The organism is Paraburkholderia sp. GAS206C, assembly GCF_050435645.1.
Classification (GTDB): domain Bacteria; phylum Pseudomonadota; class Gammaproteobacteria; order Burkholderiales; family Burkholderiaceae; genus Paraburkholderia; species Paraburkholderia phenazinium_B.
The window spans coordinates 124,025-149,556 of sequence record NZ_JBNDKR010000007.1 but is presented as its reverse complement, the minus strand read 5'-3'; the positions used below and the strand labels follow the sequence as shown (position 1 = coordinate 149,556).

The 25,532-nt window shown below is 62.7% G+C and carries 25 protein-coding genes and 1 pseudogene; 6 read left to right on the top strand and 20 right to left on the bottom strand.

Annotated features, from left to right (window positions below):
- Window positions 1–73: 73 nt before the first annotated feature.
- The 9 genes from hslU to P3T20_RS20350 form a co-directional block, all read right to left on the bottom strand.
- A complete protein-coding gene (gene hslU, locus P3T20_RS20390; RefSeq protein WP_074263071.1) occupies window positions 74–1,408 on the bottom strand; it encodes an ATP-dependent protease ATPase subunit HslU in 1,335 nt (444 codons plus the stop codon).
- A 9-nt stretch (window positions 1,409–1,417) separates the two neighbouring features.
- The gene (gene hslV / locus P3T20_RS20385) at window positions 1,418–1,954 is read right to left on the bottom strand and encodes an ATP-dependent protease subunit HslV (protein ID WP_074263072.1); all 537 of its coding nucleotides are present in this window, start codon (window positions 1,952–1,954) and stop codon (window positions 1,418–1,420) included.
- A gap of 439 nt (window positions 1,955–2,393) precedes the next feature.
- Window positions 2,394–2,813: an RNA polymerase-binding protein DksA gene (gene dksA, locus P3T20_RS20380; protein WP_074263073.1), complete on the bottom strand. Its 420-nt coding sequence runs from the start codon at window positions 2,811–2,813 to the stop codon at window positions 2,394–2,396.
- A gap of 651 nt (window positions 2,814–3,464) precedes the next feature.
- Complete coding sequence (locus P3T20_RS20375; protein WP_074263074.1) at window positions 3,465–4,541, bottom strand: CobW family GTP-binding protein; 1,077 nt, start codon at window positions 4,539–4,541, stop codon at window positions 3,465–3,467.
- Between the two features lie 177 nt (window positions 4,542–4,718).
- Entirely contained in the window at window positions 4,719–5,921 is a 1,203-nt protein-coding gene (locus P3T20_RS20370; RefSeq protein ID WP_074263075.1) for a class I SAM-dependent rRNA methyltransferase, read from the bottom strand.
- Window positions 5,922–6,009: 88 nt separating this feature from the next.
- Window positions 6,010–6,933, bottom strand: a complete 924-nt coding sequence (gene xerC / locus P3T20_RS20365; protein WP_074263076.1) for a tyrosine recombinase XerC — start codon at window positions 6,931–6,933, stop codon at window positions 6,010–6,012.
- A 54-nt stretch (window positions 6,934–6,987) separates the two neighbouring features.
- The gene (locus P3T20_RS20360; protein ID WP_074263077.1) at window positions 6,988–7,701 is read right to left on the bottom strand and encodes a DUF484 family protein; all 714 of its coding nucleotides are present in this window, start codon (window positions 7,699–7,701) and stop codon (window positions 6,988–6,990) included.
- A 109-nt stretch (window positions 7,702–7,810) separates the two neighbouring features.
- Window positions 7,811–8,674 carry a diaminopimelate epimerase gene (dapF, locus tag P3T20_RS20355; RefSeq protein WP_074265900.1) on the bottom strand — a complete coding sequence of 288 codons (864 nt, stop codon included), beginning with the start codon at window positions 8,672–8,674 and terminating at the stop codon, window positions 7,811–7,813.
- A gap of 45 nt (window positions 8,675–8,719) precedes the next feature.
- Window positions 8,720–9,604, bottom strand: a complete 885-nt coding sequence (locus P3T20_RS20350; RefSeq protein WP_074263078.1) for a lipid A biosynthesis lauroyl acyltransferase — start codon at window positions 9,602–9,604, stop codon at window positions 8,720–8,722.
- 276 nt (window positions 9,605–9,880) lie between these two features.
- Here P3T20_RS20350 and metK point away from each other — a divergent pair, with 276 nt between their 5' ends.
- A complete protein-coding gene (gene metK / locus P3T20_RS20345) occupies window positions 9,881–11,068 on the top strand; it encodes a methionine adenosyltransferase (RefSeq protein ID WP_074263079.1) in 1,188 nt (395 codons plus the stop codon).
- Between the two features lie 63 nt (window positions 11,069–11,131).
- Here the strand turns inward: metK and P3T20_RS20340 are convergent, their stop codons facing one another.
- Entirely contained in the window at window positions 11,132–11,485 is a 354-nt protein-coding gene (locus P3T20_RS20340) for a hypothetical protein (protein ID WP_074263080.1), read from the bottom strand.
- 406 nt (window positions 11,486–11,891) lie between these two features.
- On the opposite strand from P3T20_RS20340, the gene P3T20_RS20335 reads away from it, so the two are divergent.
- Window positions 11,892–12,653, top strand: a complete 762-nt coding sequence (locus P3T20_RS20335) for a phytanoyl-CoA dioxygenase family protein (RefSeq protein WP_074263081.1) — start codon at window positions 11,892–11,894, stop codon at window positions 12,651–12,653.
- A gap of 153 nt (window positions 12,654–12,806) precedes the next feature.
- Here the strand turns inward: P3T20_RS20335 and P3T20_RS20330 are convergent, their stop codons facing one another.
- Complete coding sequence (locus P3T20_RS20330; RefSeq protein WP_074263082.1) at window positions 12,807–13,013, bottom strand: DUF3185 family protein; 207 nt, start codon at window positions 13,011–13,013, stop codon at window positions 12,807–12,809.
- A 255-nt stretch (window positions 13,014–13,268) separates the two neighbouring features.
- Between P3T20_RS20330 and mgrA the strand changes: the two genes are divergently transcribed.
- Both mgrA and P3T20_RS20320 read left to right on the top strand, forming a co-directional pair.
- Complete coding sequence (mgrA, locus tag P3T20_RS20325; RefSeq protein WP_074263083.1) at window positions 13,269–14,312, top strand: L-glyceraldehyde 3-phosphate reductase; 1,044 nt, start codon at window positions 13,269–13,271, stop codon at window positions 14,310–14,312.
- Window positions 14,313–14,476: 164 nt separating this feature from the next.
- Window positions 14,477–15,499, top strand: coding sequence for a fatty acid desaturase (locus tag P3T20_RS20320; protein WP_083611342.1), 1,023 nt, complete (start codon window positions 14,477–14,479; stop codon window positions 15,497–15,499).
- Between the two features lie 63 nt (window positions 15,500–15,562).
- Here the strand turns inward: P3T20_RS20320 and P3T20_RS20315 are convergent, their stop codons facing one another.
- Window positions 15,563–15,748 (bottom strand): hypothetical protein, encoded by a 186-nt coding sequence (locus P3T20_RS20315; RefSeq protein WP_074263084.1) that lies wholly within the window; start codon window positions 15,746–15,748, stop codon window positions 15,563–15,565.
- Between the two features lie 618 nt (window positions 15,749–16,366).
- On the opposite strand from P3T20_RS20315, the gene P3T20_RS20310 reads away from it, so the two are divergent.
- On the top strand, window positions 16,367–16,579 hold the full coding sequence (locus P3T20_RS20310) for a hypothetical protein (RefSeq protein ID WP_074263085.1): 213 nt from the start codon (window positions 16,367–16,369) through the stop codon (window positions 16,577–16,579).
- A gap of 70 nt (window positions 16,580–16,649) precedes the next feature.
- Complete coding sequence (locus tag P3T20_RS20305; RefSeq protein WP_074263086.1) at window positions 16,650–17,678, top strand: serine/threonine protein kinase; 1,029 nt, start codon at window positions 16,650–16,652, stop codon at window positions 17,676–17,678.
- Between the two features lie 31 nt (window positions 17,679–17,709).
- On the opposite strand, the gene P3T20_RS20300 is transcribed toward P3T20_RS20305, so the two are convergent.
- The 8 genes and pseudogenes from P3T20_RS20300 to P3T20_RS20265 form a co-directional block, all read right to left on the bottom strand.
- Window positions 17,710–18,045 (bottom strand): helix-turn-helix domain-containing protein, encoded by a 336-nt coding sequence (locus P3T20_RS20300; RefSeq protein ID WP_367946949.1) that lies wholly within the window; start codon window positions 18,043–18,045, stop codon window positions 17,710–17,712.
- A gap of 49 nt (window positions 18,046–18,094) precedes the next feature.
- Window positions 18,095–18,373, bottom strand: a pseudogene (locus tag P3T20_RS20295) (type II toxin-antitoxin system RelE/ParE family toxin); the annotation flags it as partial.
- A gap of 233 nt (window positions 18,374–18,606) precedes the next feature.
- On the bottom strand, window positions 18,607–19,629 hold the full coding sequence (locus P3T20_RS20290) for an XdhC family protein (protein ID WP_074263087.1): 1,023 nt from the start codon (window positions 19,627–19,629) through the stop codon (window positions 18,607–18,609).
- Window positions 19,602–20,174 (bottom strand): CoxG family protein, encoded by a 573-nt coding sequence (locus tag P3T20_RS20285; RefSeq protein ID WP_074263088.1) that lies wholly within the window; start codon window positions 20,172–20,174, stop codon window positions 19,602–19,604. Before P3T20_RS20285 ends, P3T20_RS20290 begins: the two co-directional genes overlap by 28 nt.
- Window positions 20,165–21,406 (bottom strand): vWA domain-containing protein, encoded by a 1,242-nt coding sequence (locus P3T20_RS20280; protein WP_074265902.1) that lies wholly within the window; start codon window positions 21,404–21,406, stop codon window positions 20,165–20,167. The genes P3T20_RS20285 and P3T20_RS20280 overlap by 10 nt, the downstream gene beginning before the upstream one ends.
- Window positions 21,407–21,411: 5 nt before the next feature.
- Window positions 21,412–22,299 carry an AAA family ATPase gene (locus P3T20_RS20275; protein WP_074263089.1) on the bottom strand — a complete coding sequence of 296 codons (888 nt, stop codon included), beginning with the start codon at window positions 22,297–22,299 and terminating at the stop codon, window positions 21,412–21,414.
- A 28-nt stretch (window positions 22,300–22,327) separates the two neighbouring features.
- Window positions 22,328–23,125 carry an FAD binding domain-containing protein gene (locus P3T20_RS20270; RefSeq protein ID WP_074263090.1) on the bottom strand — a complete coding sequence of 266 codons (798 nt, stop codon included), beginning with the start codon at window positions 23,123–23,125 and terminating at the stop codon, window positions 22,328–22,330.
- A gap of 15 nt (window positions 23,126–23,140) precedes the next feature.
- Window positions 23,141–25,522 (bottom strand): xanthine dehydrogenase family protein molybdopterin-binding subunit, encoded by a 2,382-nt coding sequence (locus P3T20_RS20265; protein ID WP_074263091.1) that lies wholly within the window; start codon window positions 25,520–25,522, stop codon window positions 23,141–23,143.
- Between the last annotated feature and the right edge of the window lie 10 nt (window positions 25,523–25,532).

Here is a 25,532-nt window from a genome sequence, read left to right as displayed (position 1 = left end):
TCTTGCTGCGTGCGTTTTGTTTCAGCGGTGTCAGCGGCCGACCGCGCCGCTGCCGCCGAACCGCATGCAGCCGTTAAAGCACATATCGCGACAAATCTTCGTCGTCCGCGACTTCGTTCAGCGCGCGGTCCACGTATGCCGCATCGATCCTGACGTCCGTGCCGGCATGGTTACCGGCAGCAAACGACACCTCTTCGAGCAGCTTTTCGATCACCGTGTAAAGCCGGCGCGCGCCGATATTCTCGGTCTTCTCGTTCACCGAAAAGGCGATTTCCGCGAGGCGGCGAATACCGTCGTCGGCGAAGTCGAGGCGCACGTCTTCGGTCGCGAGCAGTGCCTGGTATTGCTTCACGAGGCTCGCGTCCGTCGACACCAGAATCGATTCGAAGTCATTCACCGACAGCGAATCCAGTTCGACGCGAATCGGAAAACGGCCCTGCAGTTCCGGGATCAGATCGCTCGGCTTCGCGAGATGGAACGCACCGCTCGCGATGAACAGGATGTGATCGGTCTTCACCATGCCGTACTTGGTGTTGATCGTCGTGCCTTCGACGAGCGGCAGCAGATCGCGCTGCACGCCCTGACGCGATACTTCAGCGCCGCCCGCTTCGCTGCGCGAGGCGATCTTGTCGATCTCGTCGAGAAAGACAATGCCGTTCTGCTCGACGTTCTGCACGGCCTTGGTTTTCACTTCCTCGTCGTTGAGCATCTTGGACGCTTCTTCATCCGTCAGCACTTTCAACGCTTCCTTCACCTTCAGCTTGCGGCGCGTCTTCTTGCCGCCGCCGAGATTGGCGAACATCGAACGGATCTGCTCGGTCATGTCCTCCATGCCCGGCGGCCCCATGATGTCCATGCCCGCCTGCGGCAGTTCGACGTCAAGCTCGATTTCCTTGTCGTCCAACTGGCCTTCGCGCAGACGCTTGCGGAACGTCTGACGGGTGGTGCTACCTTCGTCCGTGGTATCGCTGGCGCCGAACCCAACCGGCCGCGCGCTCGGCAAAAGAATGTCGAGAATGCGGTCTTCCGCCTGATCTCCAGCCTTGGTGCGCACCTTGCGCATTTCGGTTTCGCGGGTCTGTTTGACCGAGATTTCGATCAGGTCGCGCACGATGCTGTCCACATCGCGGCCTACGTAGCCCACTTCGGTGAACTTGGTGGCCTCGATCTTGATGAACGGGGCGTCGGCCAGCTTGGCCAGACGCCGGGCGATTTCCGTCTTGCCGACGCCTGTCGGTCCGATCATCAGAATGTTCTTCGGCGTGATCTCCTGGCGCAGTGGGTCGCCCACCTGCTGACGGCGCCAGCGGTTGCGCAGCGCCACCGCGACCGCTTTCTTGGCGCGGCCTTGGCCGATGATGTGCTTGTCGAGTTCCGAGACGATCTCGGCAGGGGTCATGGTGCTCATCGTGTGTCCTTACTCGATCGTCTCGATAACGCGGTTGTGATTCGTGTAGATGCACATGTCGCCGGCAATCTGCAGGGACTTTTCGACGATCTCGCGCGGCGACAACTCGGTGTTATCCGCTAGCGCCTTGGCCGCCGCCTGCGCGTAGGAGCCGCCCGAGCCGATCGCGCAGATGCCGCCTTCCGGATCGAGGACGTCGCCGTTGCCGGTGATGACAAGGGTGGTGTGCGCGTCGGCGGCGATCAGCATGGCTTCGAGCCGGCGCAGCATGCGGTCGGTGCGCCAGTCTTTCGCCAGCTCGACGGCCGAGCGGGTCAGATTGCCCTGATGTTTTTCGAGCTTGGCTTCGAAGCGGTCGAGCAGCGAAAAGGCATCGGCGGTGCCGCCAGCGAAACCGACCAGCACCTGGCCGTTATAGATGCGCCGGACTTTTTTGGCACCGCCCTTCATGACGATATTGCCTAGTGTGACCTGGCCGTCGCCGCCGAGGGCGACCTTGTCGCCGCGACGCACGGAGACGATCGTCGTGCCGTGAAATTGCTCCATATGCATTCCTTTTGCAAAACGGGTAGGACGCGGAGGCGCTTGTGCGCCAGCGTGCCGATGCGTTGGGCGGCGAACCGCAGCGTATAGCCGCTAGAAAGCGGCCCGCGCGTGCTCGTGCAACGCATGTCCGGTTTATTTTAGGGCTTGCGCCGTCATATCAAGAGCCAGCCGGATGGCTAAGGGCGGAAATACGCCGGAAAAAAGCGGCAGAGACGGGGTACGGCGCGGAGATCGGACGGCCGGGCAGAAAAATGACGGGCCTCGCAGCGAGGCTGGGGCGCAGAGCGGTAAAAGCTTCCGGCAGCCGGAAGACAGGCGGATCAAGGCATGGCGCGGCTGGCTCAAGGCTCGGCCCACGCAAAGAAAAAGGCGCACAGTTCACCGTGCGCCTCTCAACGAAGCAGCGTATCAGGGCGCGCGGTAGCCGCGCCGCAGACGTTCAGTCGCCGAACAGCTTCTGGCGCAGTTCGCGGCGTTCCTGCGCTTCGAGCGACAGGGTTGCCGTGGGCCGGGCCAGCATACGCGGAATGCCAATCGGCTCGCCGGTTTCTTCGCACCAGCCGTATTCGCCCGATTCGATGCGCGCGATCGATTGCTGCACCTTCTTCAGCAGCTTGCGTTCGCGGTCGCGCGTGCGCAGTTCCAGCGCATGCTCTTCCTCGATCGTTGCGCGGTCGGCCGGGTCCGGCACGATCACGGTTTCGCGCAGGTTTTCGGTCGTCTGGCCAGCATTGCGGAGAATGTCCGCCTGCAGCTGTTCGAGCTTGTTCTTGAAGAAAGCGAGCTGATCCTCATTCATGTAATCCTTGTCGCTCATCTTCAGGATTTCGGCTTCGGTCAAGAGTCGTTTCGTCGTCATCTGGCTTGCTTCTTCAATGTGAGGCAAAACTCGTACATGTTGCCCGCACTCTCGTGTTGCCCGCAAAGGCGCCTCAAAACGCTCAATGAGCGCCGGCGAACACGGACGGTGGGTTGTCGTGACGCCGAAGCGCGGGGCGTCTAAACGCCGGACGCCAAGGCGCCAGGCGACGAGACGTCGATGCGGGGCCGAACTCCTCTGGAAACGATTTTCAAATGCTCCTGAGGCATTGCTTACCGGTGGCGCGCCTTTCGAGGCGGTGGGCCAGCCAGCTTGTCGGCGTGCTACTCCCCGGATTAGATTTTCCGGCGCCGTGTCAGGCCCGGCGCGGGATACGCGCTGACCGGGCAATCGTTCTCATTCTCCAGTGGGCACGTATTGTAACTGAATCACAATCCGCCGCCGCAACCGGGATTATTACGAGGGGCGGCACGCCAATATCCCGAAAATATAACGCGCGAACGGCTAAAAAGCGATGGGCTTGCACGATTCCTGCAACAGGGGTTTTCACGCGTTTTTCACACGTGTCGTGCTCTCGGGTCGGCTTTAGTCGGATTCGGGACTTGTCGAGCCGGCAGCATTTCGCGTTCCCGGCTCGTTTCAGTGCTTTTCCCGCGCCTGACGCTGGCTTTTCGGGCGCTTCCCCGCCGTTCAGGCCAGGCAGGCGCTCAGGCCGTCCTCGATCAGGTCTTGAGGCAGTTCGATGCCGATGAACACCATCTTGCTGTTCTTCTTCTCGACCGGTTGCCATTTGGCGGCCAGATCGCTGCCCATCATCTGATGGACGCCCTGGAACACCACTTTGCGGTCGACACCCTTCATATACAGCACGCCCTTGTAACGCAGCAGGCGCTCGCCGTAGATCTGCAGAATGCCGCCGAGGAAGTCTTCGAGCTTGTTCGGATCGAACGGCCGGTCGCTGCGGAACACGAACGATTTGATCTTGTCGTCGTGATGCGCATGGTGATGGCGGCCGTGGTCGTGGCCTTCGTGATCGCAGTGGCCATGATCGTGGTCGCAATTCGCATGATCGTGCCCATGGTCATGATCATGGGCGTGGTCGTGCGCGTGCTCGTCTTCGGCGAGGAAGTCCGGATCGATTTCGAGCTTGGAATTCAGGTTGAAACCGCGCAGATCGAAGATTTCCTTGATATCGGCGTCACCGAAATTCACCACCTTGATCGCCGCGCGCGGATTCATGTGCAGCAGGCGATGGCGCAGGTCGTCGAGGGCGGCTTCATCCACGAGGTCCGACTTGGTAACGAACAGACGGTCCGCAAAGCCGACCTGGCGCTGCACCACTTCGTGCTCATCCAGCTGGTGATTCGCGTGCTTCGCGTCGACCAGCGTGATGATCGCGTCGAGCAGGAATTCGTCGGCGATCTCGTTATCCATGAAGAACGTCTGCGCCACCGGGCCGGGGTTCGCGAGACCTGTGGTTTCGATCACGACGCGTTCGAAATCCAGTTCGCCGGCGCGCTTTTTCGCGGCCAGGTCGCTGAGCACGCGTGCCAGGTCGCCGCGGATCGTGCAGCAGATGCAGCCGTTGCTCATCTGGATGATCTGCTCGTTGCTGTCCTGCACGAGGATCTCGTTATCGATGTTCTCTTCGCCGAACTCGTTCTCGATCACGGCGATCTTCATGCCGTGCTTTTCGTTCAGGATGCGCTTGAGCAGTGTGGTTTTACCGCTGCCGAGGAAGCCGGTCAGGATCGTGACGGGAATCATGGTGGTCGCCTGTTTTGTGCGTGAATCGGAATGCTTGTGTCGAACGCCGGAGATGTGGGCCGCGCCGTTCGAGCTGATCGGTTATTGAAACATATCTGTCAAGCCGCTGCAGGCGGGGTTTCGGACGCGCTTCAAACCCTGCCGCCTGCAAAGGAAATATTCCTCAACTATGGGCGATCAGGCGATTTGCAACAATAGGCCTTTCAGGTACTCGCCTTCCGGAAAAGCGGTGAGCAACGGATGATCGACACCGGCCCCCAGCCGCTTGAGGATACGGGCGTCGACGCGGGCATCGGCGGCCGCGCCGGCGACGATCTTCTGGAACAGCTCGGCGTCGATCGCGCCCGAGCACGAGTATGTGAACAGCAGGCCGCCCGGCCGCAGCAGCTTGAGGCCCGTCAGGTTAATGTCCTTGTAGGCGCGCGCGGCACGGTCCACGTGCTCGCGCGATGGCGCGAATTTGGGCGGATCCAGCACGATCAGGTCGAAGCGCTCGCCTTCTTCGTGCAGGCGGCGCAGTGTCTTGAAGGCATCGGCGTCGAGCCAGGTGGCGCGTTCGCCGTCAAAACCATTGGCGACGACGTTCTGTTGTGCCAACGCCAGCGCTTCGCCGGACGAGTCGATCGACACCACGCGTTTCGCCCCGCCCTTGAGCGCCGCCAGCGAGAAGCCGCCGGTGTAGCAGAAGCAGTTCAGCACCTCGCGATCCTTCGCCAGCTGCTGGACGAGCGCCCGGTTGTCGCGCTGATCGACGTAAAAGCCGGTCTTATGGCCATTGCGCACATCCACGTGGTAGCGCACGCCGTTTTCGCTGGCAATCAGCGCGTCGGACGGCGCTTCGCCCGCCAGCACGCCGGTGATCTGCTCCAGACCTTCCTTTTCGCGGATCGACACGTCGGAGCGCTCATAGACATTCGGGCAGCCGGTTGCCGCGCTCAAGGCTGCGACGATCGCCTCTTTCCACGCCTCGACGCCGGCAGCCATGAACTGGCAGACGAGTTGGCTGCGCTGGCCCGCGTCATCGGCGACGTAGTGGTCGACGATCAGGCCTGGCAGGCCGTCGGCCTCGCCGAAGATAAGCCGCACAGCGCCGGTATTTTGAACCATCGCCTGGCGATGCTCGATGGCGCGCTGCACGCGGCGCTTGAAGAACGCATGGTCGATCGGCTCGGCTTCGTCGAAACTCCATACCCGCGCGCGGATTTGCGAGTGCGGGCTGTAGGCAGCGCGCGCCAGAAAGCGGCCGTCGTGCGAGCGCACCAGCACGGTCGCGCCGGCAGCAGGATTACCGTCGACGCGGTCGATCGCGGTCGCGTAGACCCACGGGTGGCGGCGCAGCAGCGACTTTTCTTTCGACGGTTTCAGCGTGACGGTATTCATGACTTCGAGAGGTATTGAGCAGAACAAGGTGCCGCGTAAAGCGGCGAAACCGGAGACATCGGGCGCCTATGGCCCATAAAAAGCCGTCTCAGTCGCGTTTTTTGGCGCGCGGATGCGCCTGATCGTAGACGTGCGCCAGATGCTGGAAATCGAGCGCGGTGTACACCTGGGTCGCGGTGATGCTGGCGTGCCCGAGCAGTTCCTGCACGGCGCGCAGGTCACCGCTCGATTGCAGCACGTGGGTGGCAAACGAATGCCGCAGCACGTGGGGATGCACGTTGGCGGGAATGCCGGCGACCAGCGCCAGGCGTTTGACCCGGTCGCGCACGACGTTCGGCGACATCCGGTTGCCGCGCGCCGACAGAAACAGCGGATGCGGATCCTGCCTGACGAACTCGCCGCGCACCGCGAGCCAGGCGTTGAGCGCGTCGATTGCCTTGCTGCCGACCGGCACGATGCGGCGCCGGTTACCCTTGCCGAGCACTTCGACTTCGGTCGAATCGAGCTTGAGCCAGCCGGCGGAACGATAGCCATCGGCATCGGCAAAGCGCACGTCCAGCCCGACCAGTTCGGCGAGGCGCAAGCCGGACGAATAGAACAGCTCGAGAATCGCGTGGTCGCGCAAGCCTTCGGCGGTGCCGGCGCTGGGCGCTTCCATTAGCCGGTTGGCATCGTCGACCGAGAGCGCCTTGGGCAGCGTCTTCGCCTGCTTCGGCGCCCGCACGGTGGCGACCGGATTGGCTGGCAGATCGACGCGGCCCGCGAGCCAGCGGTAAAACGCCCGCCATGCCGATAGCCGATGACTGATCGAGCGAGCCGTCATGCCTGCCGCGTGTGCTCGGGAAACGGCGCCGCGGATGTCGATGGCGGTGAGGCTTTCGAGCGGCCGTCCCTTGGCCAGCAGCTTCAGTTCATCCAGCTCGTGGGTGTAGCCGCGCAGCGTGTGCGCTGAAAGCCGCCGCTCGTGTTCGAGATTCGAGAGGTAATCGGCGATCGGGTCGGCGGTGGTCACGGTAGCGGGCGCGTGCTGTGGCGAGCGGCGGGAGTTGGTGGACAGCCGGGCGCGTCAGCGCGGCAGCAGACGGCTCAACGCCGCGCTGGCCAAGGTGCCGATCTGCGTCAGGAAGTCGGTTGCCATGCCTTCGTGAAAGCGGCGCGGGTCGGGTGAGCCCATCACCAGCAGGCCGAAAGTCGGTGCGTCTTCGTTGCTCTCGGGTTCACGCAGGGCCAGTAATGCGATCGATTCCGTTGCGTGCGCACCTTCCTGTGCCGCAGCGCCTTCCGCGGGCACGGAGGTCACCGCCGGCACCAGCCATTGCGCCGCTTCGAAACCGGTATTCGCACCGCAATACGGGCTGGTGAGGCTATTGGCGAAGATGCGGACTTCCTCGCCCACCTGGCGCGCGAAGTCCGCCTGGGTGTACGGCTCCGCCACGTCCCACACACGCAGCGCTGCCTGCGGTACGTCGAACACTTCGCGCAGGCCATTGGCGATGGTGCGCGGCAACGCGTACGGATCGCGCTCTGACATCACGCGGGTGGTCCAGCGGTTGAATTTCGAGGCAATGCTGTCGTTCTCGTGCCCGTAGCGCAGCAGTTCGGCAAGACGCCGTTCGAGAAGCTTGTTCTTGTCGCGCAGCATTTCCATCTGCCGTTCCTGCAGCGAAACCGCGGATTTGCCGTGCGGGTTCGCGAGCTTGATGGTCGCGAGCATTTCCGCGTGTTCCGCGAAAAAGTCGGGGTTGGCGAGCAGGTATTCGGCGACTTCGCGATCGTTCATGGTTTCGGCTAAAGGACTACGCCCTTAAACGGGCGCATCGGTCATTGGGGGTAGCTGGCCACTGGTCGGGTCAGGCGCGGGCTGTGCATCCGGCCGCGCGTTCTTTCGCTCAGTCGGCCAGTTCGATCTCACCTTCGAAGACGGTCGCAGCGGGACCGGCCATCAGGAGCGGTGTGTTTTCGTGCTCACCGTTCCAGGAAATAGTTAGCGTACCGCCGTGGGTGTGTACCTTCACGGGCGCTTCGAGCTGCCCGCGGCGAATGCCGGCGGCGACCGCTGCGCAGGCGCCCGTGCCGCACGCCAGCGTTTCGCCAACGCCGCGTTCGTAGACACGCAGCTTGATTTCGTTGCGCGCGACGATCTGCATGAAGCCGGCGTTCACCCGTTGTGGGAAGCGCGGATGATGCTCGATGAGCGGGCCGTCGACGAGCACGGCAAACGCCTCGACGTCGTCGACCACCTGCACTGCATGTGGATTACCCATCGAAACGACCGAGACCCAACGCGTGGCGCCGTTCACCTCGAGCGGCCAGAGCGTGTCGTCGCCTTCCCGGCGGCCGTCGAGGCCGCTCGCATCGAACGGCACGCGGGCCGGTTCGAACACCGGCATGCCCATGTCCACGGTGACTTCGCCGTTGTCCTGCATGGTCAGCGTGAGGATGCCGTTCTGCACCTGGACGCGCACGCTGCGCTTGTCGGTCAGATGGATGTCGCGCACGAACTTGACGAAGCAGCGTGCGCCATTGCCGCAATGCTCGACCTCGCCGCCGTCGCAATTGAAGATGCGGTACCTGAAATCCACGCCGTCGATGGTGGGCTTTTCGACCAGCAGCAACTGGTCGGCGCCGACGCCGAAGTGCCGGTCCGCGAGCGCGCGCACCTGCTCCCCGCTCAGGCTGAGCGGCTGCGTAAAGCCGTCGAGCACGACAAAGTCGTTGCCCGCGCCGTGCATCTTGGTGAATTTCAGTCTCATGGCGCTATTGTAAGTGACGCGCGCGGACATGCGGCTAACGGCGTTTCAATACACGCTCGGCTCGCCCGGCGGCCGCGTCTTGAAGCGTTTGTGCACCCAATAGTACTGTTCCGGCATCTTCGGAATCTGCTCTTCCAGGAAAGCGTTCATGCGGCGCGCGTCGGCCTCGTCGTCGCCGGTTGGGTAGTTTTCCCACGGCTTGAATACCTTGAGACGGTAGCCTTTGTAGTGGGGCAGCACCTCGCCGATAAACGGCACCACCTGCGCCTGGCCGACCTTCGCAAGCCGTCCGACGGCGGTCAGTGTGCAGGTCGGCACGCCGAAAAACGGTACAAAGGCGGAATTGCGCATGCCGTAGTCCATATCGGCCCCCAGCATGACCGGCTTTTTGTCGCGCAGCCAGCGCAGCACGATGCGCGCACTGTCCGCGCGGCTCGCCATATCCGCGCCGAAGCGTGCGCGCGCCGCCTTGGCGACTTCCTCGAGTTCCGGGTTCGACATGGGCTGATACAACGAACCGCACTGTCGATGCAGCGAGTAGTTGAGGAAGATCGAACCTGCCTCGATGCCGACAAAGTGAAAACCGAGAAACAGCGTGGGCGGCAGGTTGGGATCGGTGAGGTCGATCGCGCTGTCGAGCTGGATCAGTTTCTCGAGCCTCCTGGCCGAGCCGAACCACTGCACGCTGCGCTCCACATAGCTGCGGATCGCATGGCGGAAGTGCTTCTGGGCGACGTCCTCGCGGCGTTCGTCGCTCCACTCGGGGAAGCACAGTTTCAAGTTGATATGTACGATGCGTTTGCGATTGCTGGGGATTTGATACAGCAGCCAGCCGAGACCGTCGCCGAGGCGGGCGATCACTCCGTATGGCAATAGCGCAAACAGTTTCAGCAGTCCGATGGCGAGTTTGGATCCGAAGCGGCTCAGCATGCTGACGCTCCGCGGCGCGCGCACGAGGACGCTACGTTTGAGAAAACCGAAAACGAGTCGAAATACAACACGCGTGGGTACTCTGTGACAATTGTAGGAAGTCGCTATAATAAGGGCTTCGCCGAGTTAATAGACAACTTGCGGGGCGAAGCTGCCGGGCGCGATCCACGTGATACGCACCGGGCAGTCAGGAAATCCGCTAAAGCGTCGCCGCTTCAGGCTTCCGGAGCTGGCTACGTGAAACTCAACCGTAACCACACAACAGGAGTCTGCAACGTGGCAAACGACTATCTCTTCACTTCAGAATCGGTTTCCGAAGGCCATCCGGACAAGGTGGCGGACCAGATCTCGGACGCGATTCTCGACGCGATCCTGACTCAGGACAAATACTCACGTGTTGCCGCGGAAACGCTGTGCAACACGGGTCTCGTCGTGCTGGCCGGTGAAATCACCACCACTGCAAACGTCGACTACATCCAGGTCGCGCGCAATACGATCAAGCGCATCGGCTACGACAACACCGACTACGGTATCGACTATCGCGGTTGCGCGGTGCTTGTCGCGTACGACAAGCAGTCGCCGGACATCGCCCAGGGCGTCGACCGTGCACACGACAACAACCTCGATCAGGGCGCCGGCGACCAGGGGCTGATGTTCGGCTTTGCGTGTGAAGAAACGCCGGAACTGATGCCGTTGCCGATCCACCTGTCGCACCGTCTGGTCGAGCGCCAGGCCAACCTGCGCCGCGACGGCCGTCTGCCGTGGCTGCGTCCGGATGCGAAGTCGCAGGTCACCGTGCGCTATGTCGACGGCAAGCCGCATTCGATCGATACGGTCGTGCTGTCCACGCAGCATTCGCCGGATATCGAACTGTCCACGCTGCGCGAAGCCGTGATCGAAGAAGTGATCAAGCCGACGCTGCCGGCCGAGCTGATCAAGGGCGACATCAAGTTCCTGGTCAACCCGACTGGCCGTTTCGTGATTGGCGGTCCGCAAGGCGACTGTGGCCTGACCGGCCGCAAGATCATCGTCGACACGTACGGCGGCGCAGCACCGCACGGCGGCGGCGCGTTCTCGGGCAAGGATCCGTCGAAGGTCGACCGTTCGGCCGCTTATGCTGGCCGTTATGTCGCGAAGAACATCGTGGCTGCGGGCCTGGCGTCGCGTTGCCTGATTCAGGTGTCGTATGCGATTGGCGTGGCTCAGCCGACGTCGGTGATGGTCAACACGTTCGGCACGGGCCGCGTGTCGGATGCAACGATCACGCGCCTCGTGCAGGAACACTTCGACCTGCGTCCGAAGGGCATCATCCAGATGCTGGATCTGCTGCGTCCGATCTACGAGAAGAGCGCGGCTTACGGCCACTTCGGCCGCGAAGAGCCGGAATTCACGTGGGAAGCGACGGACAAAGCGCTGGCCCTCGCCGAGGCTGCTGGTACGGAGCCGGTTGCCGCGGTCGTCTAACGCGTACTCGTACTGCGTCAGCAAAAAGCCCCGCCGGCGTTGAGCCGGGCGGGGCTTTTTCTATTAAAGGCCCGCGAAGCCGAACCAGCCTTCATGGCCAAACGACATCCGGCGCGGCCGGCGGCTTGTGCTGCGTGGTGCGCTTACGCGTTTTGGCGGCAGCGCGCGACGCGGCGTCGGCTTGCGCAGGAGCGTGCGTAGCGAAAAGCGGCGCGAGCCGGCTTGCGTACGCAGCGCGGTGAAAAACATCTGGAACCATGTGCGGATGCTGTCGACCGGTTTGGCCTCGCGCCATTGGCCGGCGAGGGCACGGGTGCGGGTTGCGTGATGGCGCAGCGCACGCACGACGTGACGGCGCGCGGGACGCGCTGCCTTGAGGGCGGCGCGGGTGAGACGGGTATTCAGGAGAGTGTGCATGGCTTCGAAATGTAGGCAGCGTGTCACGCGACGGGAGGTGCTATAAAAACGAGCACCATCTATGCCAGCGGGATGGACGCGCAAGCCCGAAAACTGAGCGGGAAGTGGCGGCAGCGACCTGCGGAGGCCGTGCGCTAAGGAACGCAGCGGGAATTGCAATCAACATGGGTGCAGGCTACACGCGAATCGTGACGTCAGAAAGTCCGTTATAACCCTCGCGTCTGCGGGTTTTTACGGGGCAGATCGTGCTGTAAAGCGCTCACGGTCGGACCCTTTGCGATCGATAAGCGTGCACGCCCGCCCCTGTCGCGTGCACTCGTCCGGGATGGGAGCATGGCAAAGTCCGCACGCTGATCGCGCACGTTTTACAATCGAGCATCGGTCAGTAGAAAGTAACGGAATACCCATGTCAGGTCACTCAAAGAAAGAACAGGTTCAGGTGTTGCGGGAACGGGGCTTCGTCGTGGTGCCGGGGCTGGTTTCGCCCGAGCGCTGCAACGAGCTGAAGCAGATCGCGCAGCGGCAGTTGCAGGAAGCAGCCACTCCGATCGAATTCGAGGCGGATCTGCAGTACCCCGGCGCGCCCGAGTCGAAGCACGCGCCCGGCGGCCATACCGTGCGGCGCCTGCTCGATGCGTATGCACGCCATCCGCATTTTGCGGAGTGGGCCACGGCGCCGGAAATCCGCGGTTGGATGGAAACCTATTTCGGCGAGGAGCCGCGCCTCTCGCGGGCGCATCACAATTGCATGATGACCAAGCATCCCGCGTATGGCAGCCTGACCGGCTGGCATCGCGACGTGCGCTACTGGTCGTTCGAGCGTGATGATCTGGTTTCGGTGTGGCTCGCGCTCGGCTCTGAAACGGTGGATAACGGTGCGCTGTGGCTGGTGCCGCAATCGCATACTGCGACGTTCACGTCGGATCGTTTCGACGAAGCGAAATTCTTCCGCTCCGATCTGCCGGAAAATCAGGCGCTGATCCGGACGGCGGTGTCACCGGAACTCAAGCCGGGCGATGTGGTGTTCTTCCACTGCAACACGCTGCATTCGGCCGGCAAGAATCTCAGCGACCAGGTGAAGTTTTCGCTGGTGTACACCTATCACGGCGCGAGCAATGTGCCGTTACCGGGTTCGCGTTCGGCGTCGAAGCCGGAGATTGCATTCTGAGGGGCGCGTTAGGCCGGGGCGCGCTGGACCGGCTCGCGTTCAATCCTTCGTTGCAGAAAATGCGACCCGTAGGCCATCGCGTGTCGCCCAGCCCCGCTGCGGGGACGTTTAAAACCGGCCTGCGCAGCGGAGTCCCACAGCCGGTCGCTTGCCTCAGCGTTTTCCGCCTGAAGTCGCCATTCCGATCAGACCTGCGAGCGTGGCGATCACGCCGCCTGCGATCAGCATGATGGCCTTGTTGGTCGGCGAGCCCGTGAAGACGCGCGACACGTCGCTGCTAAACGAGTGGAACGCCTGGCCGCCGAAATACAGCAGCACCACGCCGCCGACAATCAATGCGAGCGAAATCGCTTTGGTCATGAACTTCCTCCTGTAGAAAAGTCGTGGAAGTGTAGGGGAGCGTCAAGGGCGCGTCCATGTGCAAGCTTCACGTGTCCCGCATAATGGACGCCTGCAATCCTTTCGACGATTCGCTAATATAGTTGGTTCGTCACACCCCGCATGAAACCGTGCGCGGCCGCGCAACATAGTAGTCACGGCCGGCCAGGCTCGCCAGACAGTTGGCAACGCGGCTGCGTGACAACTCTCCTTCCTTCTTCACCAAGGATTCAAGCAATGGCTTACGAAGCAGCTCCAGCACGCTATTCGGACATGCAATACCGCGTTTGCGGCAAGTCGGGCCTCAAACTGCCGGCGCTTTCGCTGGGCCTGTGGCACAACTTCGGCGACACCACGCCGATCTCGACGCAACGCGACATCCTGCGCACTGCATTCGATCTCGGCATCACGCACTTCGATCTGGCGAACAATTATGGGCCGCCGTACGGCAGTGCCGAAACGAATTTCGGGCGCATCTTCAAGGACGATTTCAAGCCGTACCGCGACGAGCTGTTGATCTCGTCGAAGGCCGGCTGGGATATGTGGCCGGGTCCGTATGGCCAGGGCGGCGGCTCGCGCAAATACGTACTCGCGAGTCTCGATCAGAGCCTGCAGCGCATGGGGCTCGACTACGTGGATATCTTCTATTCGCACCGTTTCGACGCTGACACGCCACTCGAAGAAACCGCCGGTGCACTGGCGAGCGCCGTGCAACAGGGCAAGGCGCTCTACGTCGGGATTTCGTCGTACTCCGCCGCCAAGACCCGCGAGATGGCGAAGCTGCTTGCCGAATACAAGGTGCCGCTGCTGATCCACCAGCCGGCGTACAACATGCTGAACCGTTGGGTCGAGCATGAGCTGCTCGACACGCTCGACGAAATCGGCACTGGCAGCATCGCTTTCACGCCGCTTGCGCAAGGTCTGTTGACCGGCAAGTACGTGAACGGTGTGCCGGCAGATGCACGCGTCAACAAACCGGGCGGCGACTCGCTGAAGCAGGACCACCTCAGTGCGCAGAACATCGAGCATGTGCGTAAGCTCAATGAAATCGCCCAGCGCCGCGGTCAAAGTCTCGCGCAGATGGCACTCGCTTGGGCACTGCGCGGTGGCCGTATCACGTCGGTGCTGATCGGCGCGAGCAAACCCGAGCAGCTGGTTGAGAACGTGGGCGCGCTGAAGAACCTCGAGTTTTCGAACGAAGAGCTGGCGGAGATCGATCGCTTCGCGACCGAGGGTGGCGTCAACCTGTGGGAAAAGCCCTCGACGGATCAGGCGGTCTGATCGTCGAACTGACTGACATAGTGTGATTCTGAAAGCCGCCGTAAGGCGGCTTTCCTTTATGGGCTTGGGCTTTCCGTTACGCGCTGTTACCCGGTGACACCGTTCTTCCCGCTGTCATACAGCACTGCTAAGGTCGCGGGCGATGTCGTCTCGACGGAGGGAAGATGGACCCAGGTGCGGTCGCCCAGGGCGGCCCGGCAACGCAATCCACGGCGCATGGACGACGCGCGTCCAAACGCGCTGCCATCGACGTACGTGCCAATCTCACGTTGCTGACGGTCGTGACGATCGCGACCGCGCTACAGCTATTTGCGCTTCCCGCGCTGCTGCGCGCATGGGGCATGCCGGCGCTGCTACTGATCGTGCCGCTGGTTGTGTTGACACCCACGCACTGGGGTTTGATTCACGAGGCGATTCATGGACAACTGTTTGCTGGACGGCGTCTGAACGAAGGTGTTGCACGTGCGCTGGCCATTGCGTTTGCGTTGCCGTTCGACGCGGTACGTTTCGGACACCTGATGCATCATCGCTTTACGCGTGAGCCTTTTGATCGCCCGGATGTGCTCGATCGCAGCCGTCCCGTCGCGGAAGTGTGGCCTTGCTGGGTGAGCTACTACGGACGTTTGCTCGGTGGGCTGTACGCAGGGGAACTGATGATCCCGCTGCTTGCATTCGCGCCCGCTAACGTCGCGCGTTCGCTCGTGGCTCGCGCTATCGGCTCGCAGGGACCGGTCGGCGTCGACGTACAGCGTCATTTCACCAGCTTCGCTACCGACCCCGCGCGACGCGCACGAATCCGTCGCGACTGGCTATTGACGCTCGGCTTGTTCGTGCTTGCTTTTTACCTGTACGGAACGTGGTGGCCGGTGCTGGCCTTGACGATGTATTTGCGCGGCGTGTGGCTCTCGCTGGCTGACAACCTGCCGCATCATGGTGTCGCGCTGGATCAGCCCGGGCGCTCGCGCAATTTCCGCGTGCCGTGTGGATGGCAAGGTGTGCTGATGAACCACCATCTGCATCGCCTGCATCATCAGCACCCGACGCTGCCGTGGACGGCTCTACCCGCACTCGATTCGCTCGAGCGCGCAGCAGGCAGCGAATCGGGCGGATCCAGCGACCCCGCCTATTTCCGTAGCGCGTTACGCCAGTTCAAGGGGCCGGGCGCGTTGGACGCGACCACGCGCTAAGCTGCCTCACCAGCTATCCGACTGCGGCTTGTTAAAGACTCCCAGGTGGATTCCCGGGCCGGGCTAGACGAGCGCTGGAAGCCCTTCTACTAGCAGTACCGCGACGCCCACGCCCAACAGGGCGCCAATCAAGCGGAAGACGTTGTGCCGAAATTCTGTCTTGCAGGGTAGCGCGCCGAGAAACAGGGCGCCGGCCAGTGCCATCGGAATGATCAGGATGAAATCGGCGATCGTAAAGTAGGTCGTCATGCTCGTCTCCTTGTATCTTCGCGCGGCCAGCGACGGTCTTTTTAGTTTGCTGTGGCTGTCACGCTTGTTTCGAGTATAGGCGACGGCTGAACTGCTGTCGGAGTTGTTTGTGGCACTGCAGCGGCGCTCCTGGCCGCACCGAAGGCTTGCCCAGCGGGGCTGAGCGCTTTCTGTCAAAGGACCATCGTGCAGCGCCGTATTATGGCGTTCGATTACATTGTCCTTTCTGTGAGCCCGCGAGTGGTCGTCAGGCTTCCTACTCACACTGTACTGCGGTTTCCTTGGGGTTCAGCCCAGGCAAGAACCCTGGGCCCATGTTTTTGATATATCAGTGCCGCAAGGTTTATGATGGCTCTTGATCATGCGGTACAGTGAGGCCATCGGCGCGGCGTTTTGCTGGAGTCGATGAGAGGAAAGCGCTGAAATGAAGGGTCATGTACCGCGAGTTTCCGCTTTTCCCTCACCCGCAAAACGGCAACAATGAGCTTCACCACCACCGCGTGCGACGCGGAGAAACTTAGGTGCGTGCGCAACGTGTTCGGCGAAGCGGCGCTTTTTATCATCACCTCGACCGGCACGATCCTCATATAGCCGGCTACGTGAGAACGGGGAAATATCATGCAAGTCGGTTCTATCGTCCGATCCGTGCATATCGCCGTGCCGCAGGGCGCGCGCGGAATCGTCATGCGCATTCTGGGCGACATGGCGATGGTGGCGTGGTATGCCGGCGAACCCGGCACTTCGCTGCAACTCAATACAGAACCCTTTTTCCTCGAAGACCTTATCGATACAGGCGAACTCGTGCGCCCAGCCAGTGCGCAGATGCACTGAACGCGGGTTGTAGCCCGCGCGTGTCGCTGCAACGCTCGTCTTTGACGACGGCGCGGCGCACAATGCGGGCATGAACTACGAACCTCACGATTCGCAGGACGATGCCTCCGGCACCGTGCCTTTCGCCCGGCTTAAGCCGGAGTGCGTGCTCGACGCTATCGACAGCGTGCTGAGCACGGTTGGCGTGCGCACCGATGGCCGCATGCTGCCGCTCAACAGCTACGAGAACCGCGTCTATCAGATCGGCGTCGAGGACGGCCCGCCCGTTGTCGCGAAGTTCTACCGGCCCGAGCGCTGGACCGACGAAGCGATTCTCGAAGAGCATGCGTTTGTGGCCGAACTGGTGGAGCGCGAGATTCCGGCGGTGCCCGCGCGCGTCTTCGAAGGCCGCACGCTGCACACGTTCGACGGTTTTCGCTTTTCGATCTTCGAGCGGCGAGGCGGTCGCGCCCCGGATCTCGACCGGCGCGATACGCTCGAATGGCTGGGCCGCTTTATCGGCCGCATCCACGCCGTGGGACAGACGCGGGATTACACCGCACGACCTACGCTCGACATTCAGACCTTCGGCTATGAGCCGCGCGATTTCCTGCTGTCGCAACGCTTCGTTCCCGACGATGTGCGCACGGCGTGGGAGACGGTGATCAACCTGGCGCTCGAAGGCGTGGAACAGGCATTCGAGCGAGCGGGCGAAATCCGCGCTTTGCGTATGCATGGCGACTGCCATCCGAGCAATGTGCTGTGGACCGATGCCGGTCCGCACTTCGTCGACTTCGACGATAGCCGCATGGGGCCGGCGGTACAGGATCTGTGGCTGTTGCTGCCGGGCGAGCGTGCGGAAGCGTCGCGCGCGCTCACCGATCTGCTGGCGGGATACGAAGACTTTTGCGAGTTCGAGCCGCGTGAGCTGTATCTGATCGAAGCGTTGCGCACGCTGCGGCTGATTCACTACCAGGCATGGCTGGCACGCCGCTGGGACGATCCCGCGTTTCCTGCGGCCTTTCCATGGTTCAACACGCAGCGCTACTGGGAAGACCGTATTCTCGAGATGCGTGAGCAGCTTGGCGCGATGCAGGAGGGGCCGCTCTGGCCGGTATAGCCGCCCGTCGGCCCGTGCGGACCGCGGCGGTTCAGGCCGCTGCGTCTTTCGACGTAGACGGTCCGCCCACCGAACTGATCTTCACATCGCGATCGGCAAAGCGAGCGATCAAAACCAGTTCACCGCCCAACGCATGGATATGATCACGCAGGGTGGAGACGTACATGTCCGTTCGCTGCTCGAGCTTTGCGACGCTCGGTTGCTTCACGTTCATCACGGTTGCCAGACCTTCCTGCGAAAAACCCATCGCACGACGCAATTCGGAGAGCGCCATTTCCGCGATCAGATCTTTGGTTGCCTGCTCCGATCGGGCACGCACTTCCGGTGACAGTTGCGCGCGCAGTTCTGCATACTTTCTCGCCATCATTGACTCCTTCTTGATCAAGTCGCGCCAGATGCGCGCCGTATAGGGCATCAGCACGCGGGATATTTATTGCGTACCAGCGATCCTTGCCGGTCTTGTCGCCACCGAGTAAAAGAATGCCGGTGCGCAGTGGGTCGAAGATGTACAGCACGCCGAAGGGCCTGCCTGCATGCTGGATTCTCAATTCGCGCATGCGGCTGTATTTCGAGCCCTTGACCTGGCTGCTGTGTGGGTAAGGCAAATGGGGTCCTACGTTTTCAAGCAATCCAATTGCATTGTCGACTGAACCTTGCTCTTTCTCTGTCAAACCGTCCCACCACGCACCGAACATGTCGGTGTATTCAACGTCCCACGCCATAAATATAGCCTCCATGGAATATTCCGTCAAAGGAATAATTGTCAATTTATGTGCACGGAACGCGGCGGCCGAAAGCGACGTCGCAACGACTTGCGCGACGAACGTTTCGTCCGGCCACGGACGAGCCGTGCATGAGGCCATGCTATGGATTTGCGGGTGGGATACCAGTCAGCCGAATGGCTAACGTTGAAGAGGATTGCGAACGACTACACGCTGCAAGCCGTTCCGCCGCTCGCAGCGATTTCCCGTGCGGCCTTCGCGCCCTCAACCTGCAGCAGCGTGGGCAGCGAAACGCCATTCTTGGCAGCCGTCACTTCGGCGAGAATCGATACGGCGATCTCCGGCGGCGTCCGGCTACCGATATAGATGCCCACCGGCCCGTGCAACCGGGCCAGTTCCGTATCGTTCAGATCGAACTCCTTGAGCCGTTCGCGGCGGGCCGCGTTGTTGCGCCGCGAGCCCAGTGCGCCGACGTAGAACGCGGGTGTTTTCAAGGCCTCCATGAGCGCGAGGTCGTCGAGCTTCGGATCGTGCGTCAGCGCAATGACAGCGCAACGTTCGTCGAGCTTCATCTCGAGCACTGTGTCGTCGGGCATTGTGCGGACGATCTTCGTGCCGGGTATATCCCATTCGTCGGTGTACTCTTCGCGCGGATCGCAGACGGTCACCTGATAGTCGAGCCCCACCGCAATGTGGCAGAGATAGCGCGACAATTGCCCCGCGCCGATTACCAGCATCCGGTAGCGTGGCCCGTGGATCGTCAACAGGCGCTCGCCGTCGAAGTCGACGCCATCTGTGGCCTGCGCGGGTCCGAGTTGTACCGCGCCGGTTGTCATATCGAGGCGTCGCGCGAGCAGCCGGCCGTTTTCCACCGAGTCGCACAATTCAGCGATCAGGCTTGCCTTGCTGAGCGGCTCAAGCACCAACTGGATCGTGCCGCCGCAAGGCAGTCCGAAGCGATGCGCTTCCTCCGCCGAGATGCCGTACTTAACCGCCTCAGGCACATTCTGTTCGATGCCGCGTTGCCGCACGCGTTCGATCAGGTCGTCCTCAATGCAGCCGCCCGACACCGATCCCACCACGAGGCCATCGTCGCGCACGGCGAGCATGGCGCCTTCAGGACGGGGCGAAGAGCCCCACGTTTTCACCACCGTCACCAGTAGCGCGCGATGTCCCTGTTCGAGCCAGCGTGCACTGGACTTCAGGACTTCGAGATCCACGCTGTCCATGATTTCTTCCTTTTCGTCTGATCTTCGCCGGATGCTGCATCGGCGTCGTCGTTTGATGCTGTGTCTGCGGCCGCTGCAGTTTCGGCTGCGGCGTCTCCGCCGCCGCCGCTCACCTGCGCGATGAACCGCTTGAAAAATTCGCCGGCCAGCTTGCGCGCGGCACCGTCGACGAGCCGTGAGCCGATTTGCGCCAGCTTGCCGCCGACCTGCGCGCTCGCGGTGTACGTCAGCTTCGTCGCCTCGGCGCCTTCGGATTCGAGCACGACGCGCGCGCTGCCTTTGCCGAAGCCCGCCACGCCGCCCTGACCCTCGAAGACGATGGTATACGTCTGCGGCGCGTCGATATCGGTCAGCAGCATACGCCCTTTGAAGCGAGCCTTCACGGGACCGACCGACGCGCTCATCGAGAGCGCAAACGCATTCTCGCCGTCTGCCTCGATGCTCTCGCAACCGGGAATCGACGCGCGCAGGACGGCGGTGTCGTTCAGCGCTTCCCACGTGCGTTGCTGCGAGATGGGTAGCGTATAGCTTTCGGTCAATTCCATTGCCTGACTCCTGCCTGGGTGCCGGCCGCATTAGTCGCGCGAGGTGTGCGCGTCAGCTGCGCCAGATCGCGACCAAACGCAGCCAGACTATCGAGATTATGAACCGGACGGTGCGCATCGACATGCGGAAGGATCGCCTGTATGCCGCGAGCTTTCGCAGAGAAGCCGCTGTATCGAAGTAACGGGTTGAGCCAGACGATGCGGTGGGCGAAGCGGTGCAGACGGGCCATTTCCGTGTCGAGCATGTCGATGGCCTCGTGGTCGAGACCGTCGGTGACGAGCAGCACAGTTGCCCTGCCGGTCAGCACGCGGCGTGCCCAGCGCCGGTTAAATTCGGCGAGCGCGGCGCCGATGCGCGTGCCGCCCGACCAGTCCAAGACCTGATCGGCAATTGTCGCGATCGCCACGTCGGGATCGCGCTCGCGCAGCGCACGCGTCGCGTTGGTGAGGCGTGTACCGAACAGGAACACCTGAAGCCGCTCGCGCGATTGCAACAACGCGTGACAAAAATACAGCACCGCGCGCGAGTACGCACTCATCGATCCGGAGATGTCCAGCAGCAGCACGAGCGGCGGTTTGCGCTCGACGACCGCGCGGTATTTCCACACCGTCCAGTCGCCACCCGAGCGTACCGCGTGGCGTGCGCTGGCGCGCAGGTCCGCATGGGTGCCGCGCGAGGCAGCCTTGAGGCGGCGAGTCGGTTCGGTGGCGAGCGGCAGACGGTGGGCGCGAATCACATGGCGCAGCGTGCGCCATTCGTCGGCGCTGAGGGTATCGAAGTCGCGGTGGCGCAGACGCTCCTCAGCGCTGAAGGTGACATGAGCGTGCAGTTCGCGCTGCTCGGTTTCGGATTTGGCGTGCGTGTTACGCGAGCCGGGCGGACGTGCGGCGAGCGCATCGGCGAGGCGGTTGTTGCGCTTGGGCGGCGGCAGGCCGTCGCGCACTTTGGGCAATAGCAGCGCGCGCAACTTGCCTTCCCAGTCGGGATCGCGCCAGAACAGATTGAAGGCGGCGTTGAAGGTTTCGCGTTCGTCGGGTGCGGAGACGAGCAGGGCGGCGAGCGCGGCGCGCACGTCATCGCGGCGCTCGAGGTCGACCCACTGCAAGGCGGCGATGGCGTCGACCGCCTGTGCGGGAGACATCGGCAGCCCCGCGCCGCGCAATACGCGCACGAAATGAACGACGTTGTGCGCGAGCGTGGGCGGCGGTCCATTATCAGGATTCCTGTTCATTGCCATTACCCCGGCACTGCCAGACACTTCGCTATCTGTGCCGCGTCGATCCGCGCCAGATCGTCCTGATACTTGAGCAACACGCCGAGCGTGTCCTGCACCGATTGCGGATCGAGTTCTGTGACGCTCAATGCGGCCAGCGCGCGGCACCAGTCGATTGTTTCCGCAATCCCCGGGGCCTTGAACAGGTCCATGCCGCGCAACTGATGCACGAAGTCGACCGCGCGCTTTTGCAGTTCCGCGCTGGTCTGCGGCGCGCGCGCGGCGACGATCGCCAGTTCGCGATCGCGCTCCGGATAGCCGATCCATTGATACAGGCAGCGGCGCTTCAACGCGTCGTGCACTTCGCGCGTGCGGTTCGAGGTCATCACGACGAGCGGCGGCTGCTCCGCGCGCACCGTGCCGTATTCCGGAATCGACACCTGAAAGTCCGACAGCAGTTCGAGCAGGAACGCTTCGAACGGTTCGTCGGCGCGGTCGATCTCGTCTATCAGCAGCACCCGGCGTGCACCGGGGTGCTGTTCGTCGGGCATCAGCGCCTGCAACAACGGACGCTTGAGCAGGAATTCGCTGCGATATAGCGTGTCGTTACCGGGGCGCTCGCCAGCGGCTTCGGCGAGCCTCAGCGCCATGATCTGACGCGGATAGTCCCACTCGTAGAGCGCGCTGGCCGTATCGAGCCCCTCGTAGCATTGCAGCCGCAACATCGACGTGCCGAGCAGACCAGCGGCGGCCTTGGCCAGTTCGGTTTTGCCGACCCCCGGCTCGCCTTCGACAAACAACGGCCGCTCCATGCGCAACGCAAGGAACAGCGCGGTCGCCAGTTCGCGGTTCGCGAAATAGCTTTGGGCGGCGAGCTGGGCGAGGGTGTCGTCGATTGAAGCGGGCTGCATGATTCTCCTGAGGGCGTACGCCCTCGCACTAACCGTTCGCTGTCGCCACCGCGCGCGCCGTCAGCACCGGAATCAGATGCGCCCGATACTCGGCGCTCGCGTGCATGTCGGTGTTCAGCTCATCCGCGGAGACCGTCACCGCTCGCGCCGCCGCTGGCGTGAAGTCCGCCGTGAGCGCGCTTTCCAGCTCGGCCGCGCGAAACACCGATGCCGCCGCGCCCGTCACTGCCACCCGCACGCCATCTGCGCGTTTTGCGACGAACACACCGACCAGCGCAAAGTGTGAAGCGGGATTGCGGAATTTCTCATAGGCGCTGCGTTCGGCTACGGGAAACTCGATCGCGGTGATCAGTTCGTCGGGCGCGAGCGCGGTCTCGTACATGCCGACAAAGAAGTCGTCAGCTGTGATGCGGCGCCGGTCAGTGACAATTGTCGCGCCCAACGCGAGCGTCGCAGCCGGATAGCACGCAGCCGGATCGTTGTTCGCGAGGGAACCGCCAATCGTCCCTAGCGCGCGCACCTGACGGTCGCCGATATGGCTGGCGAGGCTGGCGAGCCCCGGCAATACGCGCTGGATCTCGGCGTGTTCTGCGACATCCGCGTGGCAGACGGCAGCGCCTACGGTCACGGTGTTGGCGTCGACGCGAATCTCCTTGAGGGCGGCGATACGCGTGATGTCGATCAGTCTGGAGGGCTGTGCGAGGCGCAGACGCATCGTGGGCAGCAGACTCTGGCCGCCGGCGAGAAATTTGGCGTCGCTGTCACCGGCGAGCGCTGCGACCGCCGCTTTCGGATCGGCCGCACGTTGGTAGTCGAATGTGTACATGTCGGCTTGCTCCGGTCAGGGTTGTTGCGCAGCGTGGATGGCGGCCCACACGCGATGCGGCGTCGCGGGCATTTGCAGATCCGTCACGCCGAGCGGCGCGAGCGCATCGATGATCGCGTTGATCACCGCCGGCGGCGAGCCGATGGCTCCTGCTTCGCCACAGCCCTTCACGCCGAGCGGATTGTGCGTGCACGGCGTGCCCTTGGCGGTTTCCACTGTGAAGCTCGGCAAGTCGGAGGCGCGCGGCATTGCATAGTCCATATATGAACCCGTCAGCAACTGGCCGCTCTCGTTGTCATACACGCAGCGTTCGAGCATCGCCTGGCCGATCCCCTGACCCAGGCCACCGTGCACCTGTCCCTCCACGATCATCGGATTGATCACATTGCCGAAGTCGTCGACCGCAGTGAACTGCTGGATGCGGCACTCACCGGTGTCTGGATCGACCTCCACTTCGCAGATATAAGCACCAGCCGGATAGGTGAAATTGGTCGGATCGTAGAACGCGCTTTCGTCGAGGCCCGGTTCGAGCTTGTCGAGCGGATAGTTGTGCGGCACATATGCGGCGAGCGAGATATCGGCGAAGGCCTTGGTGCGGTCCGTGCCGGCGACGCGGAATATGCCGTCCTTGAACTCGATGTCTTCTGCCGCCGCTTCCAGCAGATGCGCCGCGATCTTTTTCGCTTTCGATTCGATCTTGTCGAGCGCTTTCATGATCGCGGAGCCGCCCACCGCAATCGAGCGAGAGCCGTACGTGCCCATGCCGAATGGAATACGGCCGGTGTCGCCGTGCACGATTTCGACGTTGTTCAATGGAATACCGAGCCGGTCCGCCACAACCTGGGCAAACGTCGTCTCATGCCCTTGACCGTGGCTATGCGAGCCGGTGAACACTGTTACCGAGCCGGTCGGGTGCACACGTACTTCACCCGCTTCGAACAACCCGGCCCGCGCGCCCAACGCGCCCGCGATGTTCGACGGTGCAAGTCCGCAGGCTTCGATGTAGCACGAGTAGCCGAGGCCACGCCGCTTGCCGTTTTGCTCCGAGGCCTGCTTGCGGGCTGCGAAACCCTTCACGTCAGCGAGTTCCAGCGCGCGGGCGAGGCAGGTTTCGTAATCGCCGGTGTCGTAGGTGAGGCCCACGGGCGTCGCATATGGGAACGAGCGAATGAAGTTGCGACGGCGGATTTCCGCTGGATCGAGATTCATCTCGCGCGCTGCGGTTTCGACAAGCCGCTCCACCACATACGTGGCTTCTGGACGTCCGGCGCCGCGGTAGGCATCGACGGGAACCGTGTTGGTGAAGACCGCCTTCACTTCGGCGTAGATCGCGGGCGTGGCGTACTGGCCGGCGAGCAGCGTCGCGTACAGGATGGTCGGCACGCTCGAGGCGAACGTCGACAGGTACGCACCCATGTTCGCAATGGTGTGCACGCGCATGGCGAGGAATTTGCCGTCGGCGTCCATCGCCAGTTCGGCTTTCGTCACGTGGTCGCGGCCGTGCGCATCGGATATGAAGGCCTCCGAACGTTCGGCCGTCCACTTCACCGGCCGGCGGATTTTCTTCGATGCCCACGTGAGCGCGACATCTTCGGCATACAGAAAGATCTTCGAGCCGAAGCCGCCGCCGACATCCGGCGCAATCACGCGCAATTTCGATTCGGGCAGCGATAGCACGAACGCGGCCATCAGCAGCCGCTCGACGTGCGGATTCTGGTTGGCCACATACACCGTGTAGCTGTCGTCCTGCGGCGACCAACTGGCGTTCACCGCACGCGGCTCGATGGCGTTCGGGATCAGGCGGTTGTTGACGATATCGAGCGTCGTCACGTGAGCGGCTTTCGCGAAGGCCGCGTCGGTGGCAGCCTTGTCGCCGTGGCCCCAGTTGTAGCAGACGTTGTCCGGCACTTCGTCGTGCACGGCCGGTTGACCCGGGTCAGCCGCGTGAGCGGTATCTACCGCGGCGGGCAGGACGTCGTAGTCCACTTCGATCAGCTCGGCCGCGTCTTTCGCCGCCTTCACCGAATCGGCGATCACTATCGCCACCTGGTCGCCGACGTGGCGTGCCTTGGTATGCGCAATCACCGGATGGGGCGGTTCGTGCATCGGAGTGCCGTCGACGCTGTGGATCAGCCAGCCGCAGGGCAGGCCGCCCACGTTGTCGGCGGCCATATCCGCGCCGGTGAACACCGCCACGACGCCCGGCGATTGTTTCGCCGCGGCCGTATCGATGCTTTTGATCCGCGCGTGCGCATGCGGCGAGCGCAGGAACACAGCGTAGGTTTGCTGGGGCAGGACGACATCGTCGGTGTACTGTCCATTGCCGGTCAGGAACCGGTAGTCTTCCTTGCGCTGGACGGAGGCGCCAATCAGCGGATGCGGGTCGGGTGCGTTCATCGTCGGCTCC